This window comes from Arthrobacter sp. MMS18-M83, from assembly GCF_026683955.1.
Taxonomy (GTDB): domain Bacteria; phylum Actinomycetota; class Actinomycetes; order Actinomycetales; family Micrococcaceae; genus Arthrobacter.
On the sequence record NZ_CP113343.1, the window covers coordinates 3,979,342 to 3,996,142 of the forward strand.

Consider the following 16,801-nt stretch of genomic DNA (forward strand, 5'->3'; position numbering starts at 1 on the left):
CGGAGCCAACAGGAGACCATGGGACGGCACAGCGCGGTGAAGTCAGGGGAGACCCGGGCCCTTGAAGGCGCCCGGGTCCTTGTGACGCGCAGTCCGGACCGTGCAGCCCCGCTCGTCGCTGCCCTGCGGGACGCTGGCGCCGAACCGCTCCTGCTTCCGTTGATCGACTTCGAGCGTGCCCGGGACCAGCACTCGCTCGAGGTCGCGCTGGACGCCCTCCGCGCGGGTGCATATGGCTGGCTCGTGGTCAGCAGCATCACCACTGTGCGCGCCCTGAAGGAAAAGGCGGCCGAACGCCGCTTGGAGTTGAAGGAACTGATTCCGGACTCGGTCAGGGTCGCAACGATTGGCCCGTCGAGCAGGAGGGTCCTCGAAGCGGAGGGCATCCCCGTGGACCTCGCGCCGGAGGATGTCCAGTCTGCCGCAGGACTCGTCTCGGTTTGGCCCACAGGCCTTGTCAGTGTGCTGTTGCCGCAAGCGGACATCGCCGATGCAGTGTTGGCGGCGGGGATCGAAGCCAAGGGAGCCGTTGTCCAGGCCGTCACGGCCTACCACACCGTGGATTACCCGGCCGACCCCGAACGCCGACTCACGGCTGCCTTGGTCGCGGCGAACGGTTGGCAAGCCGGGGCCGCATCGGGGGCTCCGGAGCTCACCCCGGCAGCCGCTAAAGCCGAGCTATCCAGCGGCCGGCTCCACGCCGTCGTCGCCGCCTCGCCCAGTGCAGCGCGCCGCATCCACGCCGCACTTGCTCCGCTGGAAGACTGCCGCTTCATCGCGATCGGGCGCTCGACGGCGGCAGAGGCTGCCGCTCTCGGCCTCCCGGTTGCGGCAACCGCCAAGGAACCCACACCCGCCGGCATCGTGGCCGCCCTACGCACCGTATTCGCAACCGAAGGGAACGAAAGTTGAGTTTTCCAAACCACCGGCCCCGCCGGCTCCGCACCACCCCCGCCATGCGCCGGATGACGGCTGAACACCGATTGGCGCCCGCGGACCTCATCTTGCCGGCCTTTATTCGCGAAGGACTCAGCGCGCCGGCTCCGATCACTTCCATGCCCGGCGTCGTGCAGCACACCACGGACTCGCTGAAGCGCGCCGCTGCGGAGGCCGTGGAACTCGGTGTCAGCGGAATCATGCTTTTCGGTGTTCCCGCAGTCCGTGATGCCCGCGGCACCGCTTCACTGGATCCGGACGGCGTGCTGAACAAGGCCATCCGCGATGTCCGCTCCGAAGTCGGCAATGACCTGGTGGTCATGGGCGACGTGTGCTTGGACGAGTTCACGGACCACGGTCACTGCGGGGTCCTCGACGCCAACGGTTACGTGGACAACGACGCCACCCTGGAGATTTACGCCCAGATGGCAGTGGCGCAGGCCGACGCCGGCGCCCATGTCCTGGGACCGTCCGGAATGATGGATGGCCAGATCGCCGTGATTCGCCAGGCCCTGGAAGCTGCCGGACACCAGAACACCGCCGTCCTCGCGTACGCGGCGAAGTATGCCTCGGCCTTCTACGGCCCATTCCGTGAGGCCGTGGATTCGCAGCTCAAGGGCGATCGCCGCACCTACCAGATGGATGCTGCCAACCGCCGGGAAGCCATCGTCGAGGTGGAACTCGACCTCGAGGAGGGCGCGGACATGGTGATGGTCAAGCCGGCCATGAGCTACCTCGACATCCTGGCCGACGTCGCCGCCATGAGCCCTGTCCCCGTGGCGGCCTACCAAATTTCCGGTGAATACGCCATGATCGAAGCGGCTGCCGCGAACGGCTGGATCGACCGCCGCGGCGCCATCACAGAATCCGTGCTCGGCATCAAACGGGCCGGCGCCGACATGGTGCTGACGTACTGGGCGTCCGAGCTTGCCGGCTGGCTCAAGGAGTCCTGATGACCGAAACCGCTTCCACTCCCACGGCCCCGGTGGTTCCTACGGAGATCCTCCTCGGACTGAACACCTTCGGTGACGCCGGATTGGACGCGGACGGCAACCCGAAACCGCACGCCCAGGTTTTGCGGGAGCTGCTGGCGGAAGCGGAACTGGCGGACGCCGTCGGGCTTCACGCCTTTGGCGTGGGGGAGCACCACCGCCGCGACTTCGCTGTCTCAGCGCCCGAGGTGTTCCTCGCGGCCGCAGCCGCCCGCACATCACGGATCAGGCTCGGTTCCGCTGTCACCGTGCTGAGTTCTGATGACCCCATCAGGGTCTTCCAACGCTTCTCCACCGTTGACGCTCTCTCCAACGGCCGGGCAGAAGTGATGCTGGGCCGCGGCTCCTTCGTGGAATCCTTCCCGTTGTTTGGCTTGGATTTGGCTGATTACGAAGTCTTGTTCGAGGAGAAGCTTGAACTGTTCGACAGGGTCCGGGCGCAAAAGCCCGTGCATTGGGAGGGCCGCACCCGGCCAAACGTGAACGGAATGAGCGTTTATCCGCCGTTGGAACATCACTTGCTGCCAACGTGGATTGGTGTGGGCGGAACTCCTGAGTCGGTGCTGCGCTGCGCCCAATACGGCTATCCGATCATCTTCGCCATCATCGGTGGAGAGCCGCGCCGTTTTGCCCCGCTGGTGGAGCTGTACCGCGAGGCAATGGGGAAATACGGACACCCGATGCAGCAGATCGCTACGCACTCGCCCGGCCACGTCGCTGCGACCGACGAGCAAGCCCGCGAGGAGTTGTTCCCGCACTGGTTGGCGCAGCGCAACCGGATCGGCGCTGAACGGGGTTGGGGCCCGGCCAGCAGGGGCGAATTCGACGCCATGTGCGGTCCCGAGGGTGCCTTGTATGTTGGTTCCCCGGAAACCGTCGCCCGGAAAATCGTGCTGCTGAAGCAGAACCTCGGCGTGGACCGTTTTGACCTCAAATACAGCAACGGAACCCTGCCCCATGAATCGATGATGCGCTGCATCGAACTCTTCGGGACTGAAGTGGCCCCTCTGGTTAGCGAACTGCTCGCCGTCCCTTGAACGCACCTGAACGCGCGCCTGAACGCGCGCCTGAACGTGCCTGAACCGCCCCGAATCCCTGAAAGAATGGAAACCATGACTTCAAACACCCCTGTTTCCGACCAGCTGTTCGACCGCGCCCGTTCGCTGATGCCCGGCGGCGTCAACTCCCCGGTGCGCGCCTTCGGCTCAGTGGGCGGCACCCCGAAGTTCATGGTCTCCGCACAGGGTCCTTACCTGACCGATGCGGATGGTCGCGAGTACGTGGACCTCGTATGCTCTTGGGGTCCGGCACTGCTGGGCCACGCGCACCCGGCTGTGCTCGAAGCTGTCCACGCCGCCGTGGACCGTGGCCTGTCCTTCGGTGCTTCGACGCCGGACGAGGCAAACCTCGCCGCGATCGTCAAGGAGCGGGTCTCCGCCGTCGAGCGAATCCGCATGGTTTCCACGGGTACGGAAGCCACGATGACCGCGGTGCGCTTGGCCCGCGGATTCACTGGACGCAATCTGATTGTGAAGTTCGCCGGTTGCTACCATGGCCACCTCGATGGACTCCTCGCCGCCGCCGGCTCGGGCCTCGCGACCATGGCGCTGCCCGGTTCGGCCGGCGTTACGGAAGCGGCCGCGGCTGAAACGCTCGTCCTTCCATACAATGACCTCGCCGCTGTGGAAGCCGCCTTCGCTGCCCACGGAAACAACATCGCGGCCGTCATCACTGAGGCTGCTCCTGCCAACATGGGCGTAGTCACGCCGAACGAAGGCTTCAACGCCGGGCTCTCCCGCATTACCCGCGAACACGGCGCTCTCTTGATCCTGGACGAGGTCCTCACCGGCTTCCGCACCGGCTACGCGGGCTACTGGGGCCTCACGGGCCGGCAGGAAGGCTGGGCGCCGGACTTGCTGACCTTCGGCAAGGTGATCGGCGGCGGCATGCCGACGGCGGCCCTTGGCGGACGGGGCGACGTGATGGACTACCTTGCGCCCCTTGGCCCGGTGTACCAGGCGGGTACCTTGTCCGGGAACCCCGTGGCGATGGCCGCAGGCGTCGCAACCCTGACGCACGCGACGCCCGAGGTCTACAGTTTCGTGGATGCCCGTTCGCTGGAACTCTCCGCGGCACTTTCATCGGCACTGGACACCGCCGGCGTGGACCACTCGATCCAGCGCGCAGGGAACCTTTTCTCCGTGGCCTTTGGTACGTCGGCCAACGGCGTCCACAACTACGCCGACGCGCAAGCCCAGGAAGTCTACCGCTACGCGCCGTTCTTCCACTCCATGCTGGACTCCGGCGTCTACCTGCCGCCGTCGGTCTTCGAAGCGTGGTTCTTGTCCGCCGCGCACGACGACGCCGCGATGAACCGGATCTTCGACGCACTGCCAGCCGCAGCCAAGGCAGCCGCGGAGGCGACTGCCTGACACGCGGCGTTTTCCCGATGTTTTGCAGCCTGCTCCGTGCGCGTACCGATGGGCCCGGAGCAGGCTGCGGGCAACGATCGAATCGACAAGGCGATGATTCATCTGCTCAAGCCGTCCAGAATTTCAGTGCTTGTCCTCATAGCCCTGATGGCAGGGGTATTTGCCTGGATCGCGCGTTCCGATGGCCCAGACCGCGGTTTGGTGGCGGGCGACTCGCCCACGACGCGGGGTACCCTGCAGGCCGCTCCGATGCCCGTGTTATCCAGCCCTCCGGCCGAAGGATCGCCGTCTCCTTCTGTTTCCCCTGCTACGCCTGCTGATTTGCCCCCTCCTCCCCACCCGACGCCGGAGCAACGGCTCGCGGACTTGACTCTGGAACAAAGGGTAGGGCAGTTGTTCATGGTGGCAGCCAAAGCCGACGGAGGGGATGCCGGCACGGTTGCTGAGCTCCTGAACAACCATGTGGGCAACATTTATCTGGCCGGTCGCAGCCAGGGAGGCGTTGGTGCGACGGCATCAGTGGTGGAAAAACTGAAGGCGGGCGTTTCGCCGGCTTCGACGCGTGGGTTGCCGCTGTTCGTCGCGACGGACCAGGAAGGCGGTTCCGTCCAAGTCCTCAGGGGACCCGGTTTCCTGCCTATTCCCGCAGCCCTGGACCAAGGCAAATCGAGTCCGGAACAATTACGCGCGGACGCACGGAACTGGGGGTCCGAGCTGCTGCAGGCCGGAGTGAATGTTGACCTGGCACCGGTGCTGGATACGGTTCCCAGCCCTGAGTTCGCTTCGTCGAATAAGCCCATTGGGGCGTTCCAGCGCGAGTACGGCTTCACCCCGGCCGAGGTGTCCGAGCACGGGAACGCGATGGCGGCCGGGCTGCGGGACGCAGGGGTGGCGCCGGTGGTCAAGCATTTCCCGGGCATGGGACGCGTCAGCCTGAATACCGACGTCAGCGCCAACGTCCGCGACGCCGAAACCACCCGGACGGATCCCTACCTCGCTCCATTCAAGGCCGCGATTGACGGAGGGCTCCGGTGGGTCATGATTTCGAACGCCTACTACGACAAGATCGATCCCGACCACATGGCGCCGTTCTCACCCGTCATCATGCGTTCCATGTTGCGTGCAGACGCAGGGTTTACCGGAATCATCGTGTCCGATGACCTGTGCAACGCCGTGCAGCTGTCGCCCTGGAGCGCGGGGGACAGGGCAACGAATTTCATCGCCGCGGGCGGCACCATGGCTTTGTGCGCAGATACGGCTTCCGTTCGGGTGATGTACGCCCGGGTCCTGGAGCGGGCGAAGAACGATCCTGATTTCCGCAAAGCAGTCGATGCCGCGGCCTTGACCGTTCTCCAAGTCAAGGCCGGACAGTAGGCCGGACGACATTAGGCCGGACGCGAAAAATCCCCGGCTTCCGGACGATTCCACCGCGTGCGCGGGTGGTTCGCCTGGAAGCCGGGGTTTCTTTGTAAGGCCTAGAGCACGTCCGAAAGGAAGCCCTTCAAACGTTCGGTTCGAGGCTCCGTGAAGAGCTGTTCGGGCGATCCTGACTCCACGACGACGCCTGCATCCATGAACGTCACGGTGTCCGACACGTTCCTTGAGAAGCCCATTTCGTGGGTTACCACCACCATGGTCATGCCACCCTTGGCCAGATCGGCCATGAGCGCGAGCACGCCCTTGACGAGTTCAGGGTCCAGGGCAGAAGTTGCCTCGTCGAAGAACATGACCTCGGGCTTCATGGCCAGCGCGCGGGCAATGGCCACACGCTGCTGCTGCCCACCGGAAAGATTGGCGGGCCGGGCATCGGCCTTGTGCTTGAGTCCGACGAGGTCCAGCTGTGCCAAGGCCTCCTCACGGGCCTGCTCCTTGGACATACCGCGCAGCTTCCGCAAAGCCAGAGTGATATTTTCCGCCACGGTCTTGTGGGGGAACAGGTTGAACTGCTGGAAGACCATGCCGATCCGCCGCCGCAGTTCATCCGGGTTGTCCTTGAGTACCGAACGGCCATCGAGCAAGATGTCACCCTGCTCGGGTTCGATTAGCCGGTTCATGACCCGCAGAAGCGTGGATTTTCCCGAGCCGGAAGGGCCGATCACGGAAGCCGTGGTGCCCTTCTCGACGTGTAAGTCGATCCCACGCAGGACATGGTTGGATCCGAACGACAGGTGGATGTTCTTCGCGGTCAGCGTTCCGGAAACGAACTCGCTCATACGTGGGCTCCCTTTCCGACGACGGCAGCTACCTCGTCCGGTTCCTTCTTCTCCGGCCGGCCCGAACGCAGGCGGCGGTCAATCCAGTTCACGAAGTGAGTCAACGGAATGGTCATGGCCAAGTAGAAGATTGCCGCCGCGACGTAAGGCGACAGATTTCCGCTATTGGACGCTGCGTCCTTGCCGATCTGGAAGATCTCACGCTCCGCGGCCACGAGTCCCAGGGTAAAGAGGAGGGACGACTCCTTGATCAGGGCAATGAACTGGTTCACCAGCGCAGGCAGGACGCGCCGAACACCCTGGGGAACCACCACGAGCCGCATGGCAGGGCCGTAGCCGAACCCCAGGGCGCGCGTCGCCTCGAGCTGCCCTTTGTCGACGCTCTGAATTCCCGAGCGGAAGATCTCGCCGATGTAGGCCGCCGACATCAGCGACAGCGCCGCGATGGCCAACGGGTACGGGCTCGTGGAACCTGTCAGCTGCTTGATGATGGGTCCGAAGCCCAGGCCAATCACGAGGATCGTGAGGACCGGCGGAAGCCCGCGGAGGACATCCGTGTACACGCGGGCGATCCATCGCGCCCCTGCGTTCCGGGAGATCCCCATGAGCGCGAGCAGCATGCCAAGCACCGTTCCGATGACGCCGGACGTCACGGCCAAGACGAGGGTGTTCGGCAGCCCGACGGCGAACATCTTGGGAAGGACTTCGCCTATCGCCTTCCAATCAAGGAAGGTCTCAGAGAGCAGTTTGAGGATTTCCTGGAGATCCATGGAACGCCTGGGTTACTTAGCGGGGATCTGGACGGCCTTGCTGCCCGGCTTCCAGCCCTGGGGAGTCTGATCCGCGGTCGTCGGGCGGTCCTTGTACCACTCTGCAGTGAGCTTGGTCCACGTGCCGTCCGCGATTACAGCGTCGAGGCCGGAGTTGAGGGCGTCCGTCAGGGCCTTGTTGTCCTTGTTCACGGCGTAGGCGGTGAAGTTCTGGGTGTTGACCACCTTCTCGGCGATCTTGGTCTTGTCGCCGTCCTTGACCTGGCCGGTGGCCTGCTGCGACGGGGCCACCCAAGCGTCAACCTGACCGCTCTTCACGTTGGCGTAAACCGTGTTGTAGTCCGGGAAGCGGACGGGCTCAAGCTTGAGCGTGTTGGTGACGTAGTCATCCTGGACGGTGCCTTGAACAACGCCGATACGGAGGTCGGACTTGAGGTCCGCGAAGCCCTTGACCTTGGAGTCGCTCTTGGTCACTACAGCCATGTAGCCGAAGTCGTAGCCGTTGGTGAAGCCGACCGTCTCGCGGCGCTTGTCCGTTGTGGAGATCGAGGAGGATCCGACGTCGAACTGCTTGTTCTTGACCTGGGAGAGCAGCGCTGAGAAGTCAGTGGAGGCGAACTCCACCTTGAGGCCCAGCTTGGCGCCAATGGCGCGCAGAAGCTCGTTGTCGTAACCGGTGAACTTTCCCGAAGGATCGATGAAGATGTTCGGCGGAGCGTCCGAGAGCGTACCGACGCGCAGGGTCCCGTCAGTGATCAAGCCCAGCTTGGACTTGTCGATCTTGTCCACCGGAGTGACGTCCTTGGTGGTGTACTTATCCAGCGTCTTTTGGTCGCTGCCTTGGAGGGCGTCGGTGGGCGAGGCGCTGCCGGTGCTGCCCGCTCCGCCACCGCAGGCGGCCAGGGACACGGCGAGAACTGCAGCCACAGGGACAGCAGAGAACCACTTCAGGGCTTTGATTTTCATCAAGCAAATCACTTTCATCGGGGAACACGCGTTCGTATCGAGGCGGGCGGGGAACGCAGCCAAAGCAGGTTTGGGCCGCAATATCAGAACTCGACCCGCCAAACTTAATTATGTCATTCGTCTATTCACCGATAAATTGACGGCGATACGACGTGTGATTCCCGGAAAGTCCGAATTAAATTCAACACTGAATGGGATTTGTCCCTGAAGTGCCGCATCCCCCGGCATCAGGGGGAATCCGTGACTGACGTCCAGCTGGCATTCAGGCAACGAACGGCAATGTGACATGCATCCCATCATGCGGACGCTTGGAGAAGCGTCCAGTCCGTGGACCCAAGCCTTTAGAATTCTCCGCGGCTGGCATCTTCCGGGGGAAGCACCGGCCAATTGCCTTCAATGACAGCCGTTGGTTTGGTCTTGCGCAGGTAGGTCTGGAAATCGGCGGCCTGTGCAGCCGCCCAATCAACCTGAAGGTGGTGCAGCTTGGAAGCGGGCATCTGCAGCTTCGGGAATTTGCCGGCCATGGCATCCAGCACGCGCAGGGTGGCGAGGGCGTCCGCGGCGGAGGTGTGGGCGTTATCGAGGTTCACGCCGTATTCCTCGCACAGAGCTGTCAGGGTCCGCTTGCCCTTGCGGTACCGGTCAACCTGCTTGTTCATGACATAGGGGTCAAGCACGGGGAACCGGGTCAGTTGCGGCACCCCGTAGCGGGCGGATTCGGCGGCCAGGACCGTGAAGTCATAGCTGGCATTGAACGCAATGACCGGCACACCGTCGTCGAACAATTCCTGCAGTGCCGCCGCAACCTCACGCGTGACCTCTGCGGCGGGGCGGCCCTCTGCCCTCGCCTTCTCCGTGGTGATGCCGTGGATTTCACTGGCTTCCAACGGGATCTCCACGCCAGCGTCCGCCAACCATTCGAGTTCCTTGATGACTCCGCCATCGTCGTCCACGACCGTGACGGAAGCGGTGACGATCCTCGCGGAACGGGAGTTCCGTCCGGTGGTCTCAAGATCGAAGGCGGCGCGGGGGAGGGTGTTCCAGGAGCTCATGCTTCAACGCTACCGGCGCCCTCCGACAAGAACCGGACCGACACACTCCCTGCGGAACGATGCGGCGGACGATGACGATACGCTGGTGGCATGCGGATGGAGTTTGTGACGGCGGTGCTGGCCGTCGTGGACCTCATGCCGCCCGGGGTTGCGGTGTCCTATGGGGATGTTGCCGAGCTTCTGGGCTCTGGCGGTCCGCGGCAGATCGGATCCGTCATGAGCCACCACGGGAGCGCCGTGGCCTGGTGGCGCGTCCTTCGCGCCAGCGGCGAGGCCCCGCCGGGCCTTGAGGCGGAGGCGCTGCGCCACTACTTGGACGAGGGAACGCCGCTCCACGGCGCCTACGCAGAGTATCTGCGGACTGGCGAGGGCCGGTGGCGGGTTGACCTCGGCTTGGCCCGGTGGGCTCCGACGGATCAGGATTTCGACAGTATCGATATGATCTCCGGGCAACTCGAGGGTCAGCTCCATAAATTGTCAGTGCCCGATGATGAAATGACTGTGTGAGTCCAACACCAACCCCGCAGGCGACAACACAGCAAGCAACAACACGGCAAACACCGCGGCAGGCCTCCGCCCGGTTGCGCCTGCTTCCGCCCCGTGAAGTCCATTACGCAGCACCGACGTTGTCCGCTGACCAGGCCGCCGTCGTCGAACTTCCGCTCGGATCCGGGCCGGTGTTGGTGCCGGGGGCACCGGGCACCGGGAAGTCCACTGTACTGGTGGAGGCTGCTGTCCGGCGCGTACAGCGCGATGGCGTGGATACCGAACGTATCCTGATCCTGGCGCCCGGCCGGCATGCGGCGTCGGCGTTGCGGGACACCTTTACGGGGCGGCTGGACCGCAGTTTGAGTACGACGCCGGCACGCACCTGGGCGTCATACGCCTTCGATCTGATCCGGCGAGCCAAAGCCGAGGGCGTGCTGCCGCTGCAGCGACCGCCCAAGTTGCTTTCGGGGCCGGAACAGGACCTCATCATCAAGGAATTGCTGGAGGGGCACGCCAAGCCGGGCTTTGAACTTCCGTGGCCCCGGGATTTGTCTGCGGCGTTGCCGACGCGGGGCTTCCGGCAGGAGGTCCGCCAGCTTTTTGACCGCATCATTGAATCCGGCCGCACTGCGGAAGACCTGACGGCGCTTGCCTACGAATGCGGCCGGCCGGACTGGATTGCCGCCGCGGACCTGTATGCGGAATACCGCGACGTCCTGGATCTGCGGATGCCAGAGGCCTTTGACCCGGCGGGAATCATTACCGCAGCGCGCCAGATCTTCCAGGATTCCCCCGGATTCCTGGCGGCCGAGCGTGAACGGTTGCAATTGATCCTGGTGGACGACATCCAAGAGGCAAATCCTGCAGTGTTCGAACTGCTAGCGGACATCGCAGAAGGCAAGGATGTTCTGGTGACGTCCTCCCCGGACACCGTGGTCCAAGGGTTTCGCGGTGCCCGTCCCGATCTTGTCGCCGAACTGCCGCATCTGCTCGGGGGCACGGCCCTCGGAGGCCTTGCGGGTAACGTGCGGGAGCTTCCTCTGTGGCACACCCACCGGCACCTCCCCGACGTCGCGAAAGCGTGGACGGGGGTGGCTGCACGTATCTCGCAGCGTGCAGGAGGCCAGTTGGCCCGGCGTCTGGATCCGCTACCTGCTCAAGCGGGCCCGCAGCCTGTGGGCCGCGTGGAAGCGCATGTGCTTCCCTCGGCAGTCCACGAATTGCGCTACGTGGCTCAACGCATCCTTGAAGCACAGCTACGTGAGAACTACGGGTTCGGTGACATCGCGGTGATTGTGCGCAACGGTGGGCAATTGGCGCAATTGCAACGCTATCTAGGCGGTCAAGGAATCCCGGTCCGCGTGCCCGTCGCGGATTCAGCTGTCCGCGATGAAGTGGCTGTTCGTCCCCTGCTTGAGGTGTACGGCGTGGTGCTGGACGCCGCCAAGCTGACGCCTGAGTCTGCTGTCTCGCTGCTCACGTCGAGGATCGGCGGGGCTACCGCCATCGAGCTGCGCCGCCTGCGGCAATCCCTGCGCAGGGAGGAACTGCTGGGCGGCGGTGGCCGGTCCAGTGACGCATTGCTCGTTGAAGCCTTGCTGCAGCCTGGGGCGCTGGGTTCTTTGGGTATCGAGGGCAGCTCGGCACGGCGCTTGGCCCGCATGATCGCGGCAGGACGTCTCGCTTCCGCCGAACCCGGAGCCAACGCTGAAACGGTGTTGTGGGCGTTGTGGCAAGCCACCGGGCTGGCCTCGCGCTGGACGGAAATGGCGCTCGACGGCGGCGCCGCCGGCGCCCGCGCGGACCGGGACCTTGACGCCATGATGGCTTTGTTCCACACCGCCGAGCGTTATGTTGACCAGCTCCCCGGCTCCGGTCCCGAACAGTTCCTGGAGTATCTGCTCAGCCAGGAACTTCCCATGGACACCCTTGCCGCCAGGGCGCAGTTGGAGGATGCGGTGGAGCTCATGACGCCGGCCAGCGCGGCCGGGCGGGAATGGTCCGTGGTCATTGTCGCGGGCCTGCAGGAAGGCGTCTGGCCCAACACCCGGCTCCGGGGTGAACTCCTCGGAAGTACGTTATTTGCCGATGCCATCGAGCACGGGGTTGAACACGCCTTGCAAAGGGGTCCCCTCAGCAGACTGCGGGATATCCGCTATGACGAGCTTCGCAGCTTCTCCACAGCCGTTTCACGTGCACGGGAAGTCCTCATCTGCACCGCTGTTTCGTCCGAAGATGAGCAGCAATCGGCCTTTCTTGACTACGTGGCGCCCCTTGAGCCGGGACAGTACCAACGTGAGTACACACCCGTAGGCCGTCCCATGACCCTTCGTGCCTTGGTGGCCGAGCTGAGGCAGCGCGTTCAGCCGGACGACGCCGCGCTTGCCCGCCCCGGCGTGGCCGGGGACGCCGCGGAAGCGGCCCGAGTCCTGGCCCACCTTGCCACAGCGGAGCCTGCGGTGCCGGGCGCGCATCCGGATTCCTGGTGGGGATTGGCGCCGCTCAGCAGCGAAGACCCGGTGGTCCCTCAAGGAGGCACTGTGTTCGTTTCTCCCTCCAAGGTGGAGACCGTACACAAATCGCCGTTGGATTGGTTTGTCCAGGCAGCGGGTGGCGAACCCGCCACGGACTTTGCCCGCAGCCTTGGCACCTTGGTCCATGCGATTGCCCAGGAGCTGCCCGATGCCTCCGGCGCTGAGTACGTCGCGGAGCTTGTGCGCCGCTGGCCGACTCTTGGCATGAAGGACAACTGGGAGGGCAGGCTGGACTTCCAGCGTGCAGAACAGATGGTCCGGAAGCTCGCCCAATACGTCCTTGTCATGCGGAGCGAAGGCCGAAGCCTGGCCGGGGTCGAAGTAGACTTCGACGTTCCCCTGCCGGAGGTGCGGCTCGATCCCTTTTCCGAGGATTCCGATGCTGTCCGGAACGCTGTGCTGAGGGGGCAAGTGGATCGCTTGGAAATAGATGCCGAAGGCAGGCTGGTGATTGTCGACCTCAAGACGGGCAAGCGCCAGCCGGGTAAAACCGAACTTGCGAGGCACCCGCAGCTGGGCGCGTATCAGGCGGCGGTGCTGCACGGCGGATTCGAGGGCCTACCCGTTCCCGGGCTTGTTCCAGGCGGCGCCGTTCTGGCACAGCTTGGGACCAAGACGAAGACGCCGGCAATCCAAGTGCAGGAGCCTCTGGATCCGGGAGATAACTGGGCGCAGGACCTTGTCAACGAGGCCGCCGCGCTCATGGCCGGAGCTAGCTTCGAGGCACGTCACGATCCCTCAAAAGGCAGCCACGGGGGCCACGGTTGCCGTCTGCCCGATATTTGCCCATTGTGCTCCAGGGGAAAGCAGGTCACCGAATGACCGTCCAAACACTCGCCGGTATCGAGGCTGAAGAGACTGCCGAAGATGCCCCGGTGCTGCCCGAGCCTCGATTCTCGCCTGGCGAGTTGTCGGCCATCCTGGGCGAGCGGAATCGTCCCACGGAAGAGCAATCTGCCATTATTGCTTCGCCGTTGACCCCACGGCTGGTCATCGCCGGCGCGGGATCCGGGAAGACTGCAACCATGGCGGATCGCGTTGTATGGCTCGTGGCCAACGGATGGGTCCGCCCCGAAGAGGTCCTGGGCGTCACCTTCACCCGCAAGGCCGCAGGGGAGCTGGCAAGCCGTATCCGCGCCAAATTGGCAACACTGCAACGCATAGCGTCGTCGGATAGCGGGCATTACGGTTTCCCGGAGGGTGTTGCCGGCTCCGACGAACTTGAACCCAAGGTGTCCACCTACCACTCCTACGCCAGCGGGATTGTGGCCGACTATGGCCTTCGCCTGGGAATCGAACGCGATGTGGTTCTGCTGGGAGGCGCCCAGGCCTGGCAGCTTGCCAGTGAGGTGGTTGAAGCGTACGACGGCGATTACGAGCACTTCACAGCTGCCAAGTCCACGTTGGTGAATGCCGTGATGCAGTTGGCCGGCGAGTGCGCCGAGCATTTGCGGGAACCCGTCGAAGTTCAACGCTGGTTGATGGAGCGGGTGTCCGAGTTCACTCACTTGCCTTACATGGACGGGGCAAAAAAGAACCCTACCCAAGCCGCCGGCGATCTCGGTGCCATATTGCGTACCAGGGCCAGCGTTGCGGACATGGTGGGGCGATACCAAATGGCCAAGAGGAACCGGGGGGTCCTGGACTTCGGCGATCTCGTTGCGCTCGCCGCCAAGATCGCCCAGGACATACCCTTGGCTGCCTCTACGGAGCGGGCCCGCTACAAGGTGGTGCTGCTTGATGAATTCCAGGACACCTCGCACGCCCAGCTGGTCCTGTTCTCCCGCCTGTTCGGGGGAGGACATGCCGTCACGGCGGTGGGGGATCCCAACCAGTCAATCTATGGGTTCAGGGGTGCCTCGGCAGGCCAGCTGTTCCATTTCGTGCAGGAATTCCCGGTCCTCGTGGAGGACAGCTTCGGAACCGCTTCCTTTGCACCTGCCCCCACTTCATACCTGACAACCGCGTGGCGGAACGGGCGCAACATCCTGGCCGCGGCCAACGTCATTTCCGCCCCGCTCAACAAGGCCGCCGCGAGTGAGGGAGCCCCGGGCTCGAGGGCCGAAGACAGCTCCGTGGCAGTACCTCCGTTGCAGCCGAGCCCAGCGGCTGTGGACGGCAGCGTCGTGCTCGGGCGCTTTGCCACGGACGAGGACGAGGCCGCTGCAATTGCCCGGGACGTCCACCGCTACCGGCGCACGGTCTTCGAAACCGCGGCTGACGGTGCACCTGTCTCGCCCACCATGGCAGTGCTCTGCCGCCGCCGGGCGCAGATGGAGTGCCTGCGGCGTGAATTCGAAGTCCAGGGGATCCCCTATGAAATCGTGGGTCTCGGCGGCCTGCTCGATACCCCTGAGGTTGTGGACCTCGTCGCGGCGCTCCGGGTCCTGGCCGATCCCGGCCGCTCGGATGCCCTGATGCGTCTGCTGGCAGGCGCCCGTTGGCGCATCGGTACTTCCGACCTCATGGCATTCCGCGACTGGTCGCAGTTCCTGGCCCGACGGCGCTCCCAAGGCGGTACTGGGGCCGGCAGTGTGGACGACGATGCCTCAGGGGCGGACGAAGGCCCTGCGGAGACCGTGGTGGAGAGCGACATCACGGACGCCGCGAGCCTTGTGGAGGCGCTGGACTTCTTGCCACGATCGGAATGGACCTCACGCCACGGCCGCTCCCTCAGCGCCCCGGCCTTGGAACGCCTCGGCCGCCTGTCTGCGGAACTTCGGAACCTCCGTGGGTTCATCGGGGATGACCTCAGCACCCTCCTTGGCGAGGTGGAGCGTGCCATGTTGCTGGACATTGAGGTCGCAGCGAAGCCCGGCACGAGCATCCATCAGGCTCGCCGGAACCTGGACGCATTCCACGACGCGGCTGCGAGTTTCCTACACACTTCTCAGCGCGTGGATCTGTTGGCCTTCCTGGGCTGGCTAGAAGCGGCCGCCGCGGAAGAGGGCGGCCTGGACATGGCCGATGCCGAGGTGAACCACGAGGCCGTGCAACTGCTGACGGTCCACGCCTCCAAAGGCTTGGAATGGGACGTTGCCTTTGTGCCCGGGCTCAACGCCGGGGCCTTCCCGAGCAGTCGCGACTCGCGATGGAGCAGCGGCACCGCAGCCCTGCCCTGGCCCCTCCGCGGAGACCGGGCCGACCTCCCGCAATGGGATCTGGACCAACCGGACCAGAAAGGGTGGCTGGATGCTGAGAAGGACTTCAAATCAGAGGTTCAGCACCATGGCGAGGCTGAAGAACGCCGACTCGCCTACGTTGCCTACACGCGTGCAAAGTTCGTCCTGTGGGCATCGAGCGCCGCATGGAACGGTTCCCGGGCAGGGATTGCAGAGACGTCTCCGTTCCTTGCTGAGTTGGCATGTCTGGCTGACCAGGCAAGCAACGACACCGTTGGAACATCCGCGGCGCTCATTCACCCGCAGTCGCTCAGTGAAGACGCATTGCCTACTGAGAGCCCCCTGACGGTCGGCACGGAAGTGGCGCTCTTCCCCTATGATCCGCTCGAAGGTCCCAGCGACCCCCGCACGGGAGAACGGCTCCGGTTGGTGCCGGGCAGGCGGGCTGCCATGGAGGCCGCGGCAACCCGGGTCAGGGAAGCCATTGAGGGGCTCCGGGCGGATTCGGCGATCGTCATCGAGGCCCCGTTGGTTAGTGCTCCGTCCCGCCCGTCCGTTCAACAGCTCCGGGGCGCGGCCGCTGGCTGGGCGGCCGAGGCAAGGCTGTTGTTGGAACGGCAGTTGCGACGGAAGCCGGTCCAGGACGTCCATTTGCCGGGTCATATCTCGGCATCCATGTTCGTCGATCTTGGAGATGATCCTGCTGCCGTCCTGGCCCAGCTCCGGCGGCCCGTGCCGCGGCAGCCTGGGATCTCGGCCCGCAAGGGCACCGCATTCCATTCATGGGTGGAGGAGTACTTCGGAACTACCGGCATGCTGGACCTCGACGAGGCACCCGGCTCCGACTCGCACATCGACGAGGCCTATGGTCTTGACGACATGGTGGCAACGTTTGTTACCTCCGAATGGGCACACCGTGCCCCTGCCTTCGTCGAGGTCCCGGTTGAGACACGGATTGGAGACGTGGTTGTGCGCGGCCGGATCGACGCCGTTTTTCAGGGGGCGGACGGTACCTGGGAACTGGTGGACTGGAAGACGGGCAAGCGGCCGGCCGGCCGGCAGCTTAAGACCCGCGCCGTGCAGCTTGCCGTGTACCGGCTGGCGTGGGCGCGCCTCAAGGGCGTGCCGTTGGAGCGGGTCAGCGCAGCGTTTTACTACGTAGCCGATGACGCCGTCGTGAGGCCCCACGATTTGGGCACGGCGGCTGAACTGGAGAACATCATCGCTTCCGCGCTTGGCAGCTAACACCGCTTGGCAGCTAAGACCGCTTGGCAGCTAAGACCGCCCTGCCGTGA

The 16,801-nt window shown here is 64.5% G+C and carries 12 protein-coding genes; 8 read left to right on the plus strand and 4 right to left on the minus strand.

The genetic code is table 11. The features are described 5' to 3' along the window. The first annotated feature begins 18 nt into the window (after nucleotides 1-18). The 5 genes from OW521_RS18850 to OW521_RS18870 all read left to right on the plus strand — a co-directional run bounded on the left by OW521_RS18850 (nucleotide 19) and on the right by OW521_RS18870 (nucleotide 5,734). On the plus strand, nucleotides 19-912 hold the full coding sequence (locus OW521_RS18850) for a uroporphyrinogen-III synthase (RefSeq protein WP_268021092.1): 894 nt from the start codon (nucleotides 19-21) through the stop codon (nucleotides 910-912). Beyond that, complete coding sequence (hemB, locus tag OW521_RS18855) at nucleotides 909-1,889, plus strand: porphobilinogen synthase (protein WP_268021093.1); 981 nt, start codon at nucleotides 909-911, stop codon at nucleotides 1,887-1,889. Before OW521_RS18850 ends, hemB begins: the two co-directional genes overlap by 4 nt. Further along, nucleotides 1,889-2,965 (plus strand): LLM class flavin-dependent oxidoreductase, encoded by a 1,077-nt coding sequence (locus OW521_RS18860; RefSeq protein ID WP_268021094.1) that lies wholly within the window; start codon nucleotides 1,889-1,891, stop codon nucleotides 2,963-2,965. Before hemB ends, OW521_RS18860 begins: the two co-directional genes overlap by 1 nt. Before the next feature lie 75 nt (nucleotides 2,966-3,040). Continuing rightward, nucleotides 3,041-4,360 (plus strand): glutamate-1-semialdehyde 2,1-aminomutase, encoded by a 1,320-nt coding sequence (hemL, locus tag OW521_RS18865; protein ID WP_268021095.1) that lies wholly within the window; start codon nucleotides 3,041-3,043, stop codon nucleotides 4,358-4,360. 399 nt (nucleotides 4,361-4,759) lie between these two features. Next, nucleotides 4,760-5,734, plus strand: coding sequence for a glycoside hydrolase family 3 N-terminal domain-containing protein (locus OW521_RS18870; protein ID WP_268021096.1), 975 nt, complete (start codon nucleotides 4,760-4,762; stop codon nucleotides 5,732-5,734). Between the two features lie 101 nt (nucleotides 5,735-5,835). Here OW521_RS18870 and OW521_RS18875 read toward each other — a convergent pair whose 3' ends face one another. The 4 genes from OW521_RS18875 to OW521_RS18890 form a co-directional block, all read right to left on the minus strand. After that, nucleotides 5,836-6,573 (minus strand): amino acid ABC transporter ATP-binding protein, encoded by a 738-nt coding sequence (locus OW521_RS18875; RefSeq protein WP_268021097.1) that lies wholly within the window; start codon nucleotides 6,571-6,573, stop codon nucleotides 5,836-5,838. Continuing rightward, entirely contained in the window at nucleotides 6,570-7,343 is a 774-nt protein-coding gene (locus OW521_RS18880) for an amino acid ABC transporter permease (RefSeq protein ID WP_268021098.1), read from the minus strand. Before OW521_RS18880 ends, OW521_RS18875 begins: the two co-directional genes overlap by 4 nt. Nucleotides 7,344-7,355: 12 nt before the next feature. Beyond that, nucleotides 7,356-8,309: a substrate-binding periplasmic protein gene (locus OW521_RS18885; protein WP_268021099.1), complete on the minus strand. Its 954-nt coding sequence runs from the start codon at nucleotides 8,307-8,309 to the stop codon at nucleotides 7,356-7,358. A 341-nt stretch (nucleotides 8,310-8,650) separates the two neighbouring features. Continuing rightward, a complete protein-coding gene (locus OW521_RS18890; protein ID WP_268021100.1) occupies nucleotides 8,651-9,361 on the minus strand; it encodes a 3'-5' exonuclease in 711 nt (236 codons plus the stop codon). A 90-nt stretch (nucleotides 9,362-9,451) separates the two neighbouring features. On the opposite strand from OW521_RS18890, the gene OW521_RS18895 reads away from it, so the two are divergent. The 3 genes from OW521_RS18895 to OW521_RS18905 all read left to right on the plus strand — a co-directional run bounded on the left by OW521_RS18895 (nucleotide 9,452) and on the right by OW521_RS18905 (nucleotide 16,751). Next, nucleotides 9,452-9,868 carry an MGMT family protein gene (locus OW521_RS18895; RefSeq protein ID WP_268021101.1) on the plus strand — a complete coding sequence of 139 codons (417 nt, stop codon included), beginning with the start codon at nucleotides 9,452-9,454 and terminating at the stop codon, nucleotides 9,866-9,868. A gap of 74 nt (nucleotides 9,869-9,942) precedes the next feature. Then, nucleotides 9,943-13,206 carry an ATP-dependent helicase gene (locus OW521_RS18900; protein WP_268025976.1) on the plus strand — a complete coding sequence of 1,088 codons (3,264 nt, stop codon included), beginning with the start codon at nucleotides 9,943-9,945 and terminating at the stop codon, nucleotides 13,204-13,206. After that, complete coding sequence (locus OW521_RS18905) at nucleotides 13,203-16,751, plus strand: ATP-dependent helicase (protein WP_268021102.1); 3,549 nt, start codon at nucleotides 13,203-13,205, stop codon at nucleotides 16,749-16,751. The genes OW521_RS18900 and OW521_RS18905 overlap by 4 nt, the downstream gene beginning before the upstream one ends. Nucleotides 16,752-16,801: the final 50 nt, after the last annotated feature.

Bases quoted from the DNA above. Each gene is read 5' to 3' on its own strand.
- OW521_RS18850 (WP_268021092.1), top strand. From the start codon at position 19: ATGGGACGGCACAGCGCGGTGAAGTCAGGGGAGACCCGGGCCCTTGAA.
- OW521_RS18860 (WP_268021094.1), top strand. From the start codon at position 1,889: ATGACCGAAACCGCTTCCACTCCCACGGCCCCGGTGGTTCCTACGGAG.
- hemL (WP_268021095.1), top strand. From the start codon at position 3,041: ATGACTTCAAACACCCCTGTTTCCGACCAGCTGTTCGACCGCGCCCGT.
- OW521_RS18870 (WP_268021096.1), top strand. From the start codon at position 4,760: ATGGTGGCAGCCAAAGCCGACGGAGGGGATGCCGGCACGGTTGCTGAG.
- OW521_RS18875 (WP_268021097.1), bottom strand. From the start codon at position 6,573: ATGAGCGAGTTCGTTTCCGGAACGCTGACCGCGAAGAACATCCACCTG.
- OW521_RS18880 (WP_268021098.1), bottom strand. From the start codon at position 7,343: ATGGATCTCCAGGAAATCCTCAAACTGCTCTCTGAGACCTTCCTTGAT.
- OW521_RS18885 (WP_268021099.1), bottom strand. From the start codon at position 8,309: ATGAAAATCAAAGCCCTGAAGTGGTTCTCTGCTGTCCCTGTGGCTGCA.
- OW521_RS18890 (WP_268021100.1), bottom strand. From the start codon at position 9,361: ATGAGCTCCTGGAACACCCTCCCCCGCGCCGCCTTCGATCTTGAGACC.
- OW521_RS18895 (WP_268021101.1), top strand. From the start codon at position 9,452: ATGCGGATGGAGTTTGTGACGGCGGTGCTGGCCGTCGTGGACCTCATG.
- OW521_RS18905 (WP_268021102.1), top strand. From the start codon at position 13,203: ATGACCGTCCAAACACTCGCCGGTATCGAGGCTGAAGAGACTGCCGAA.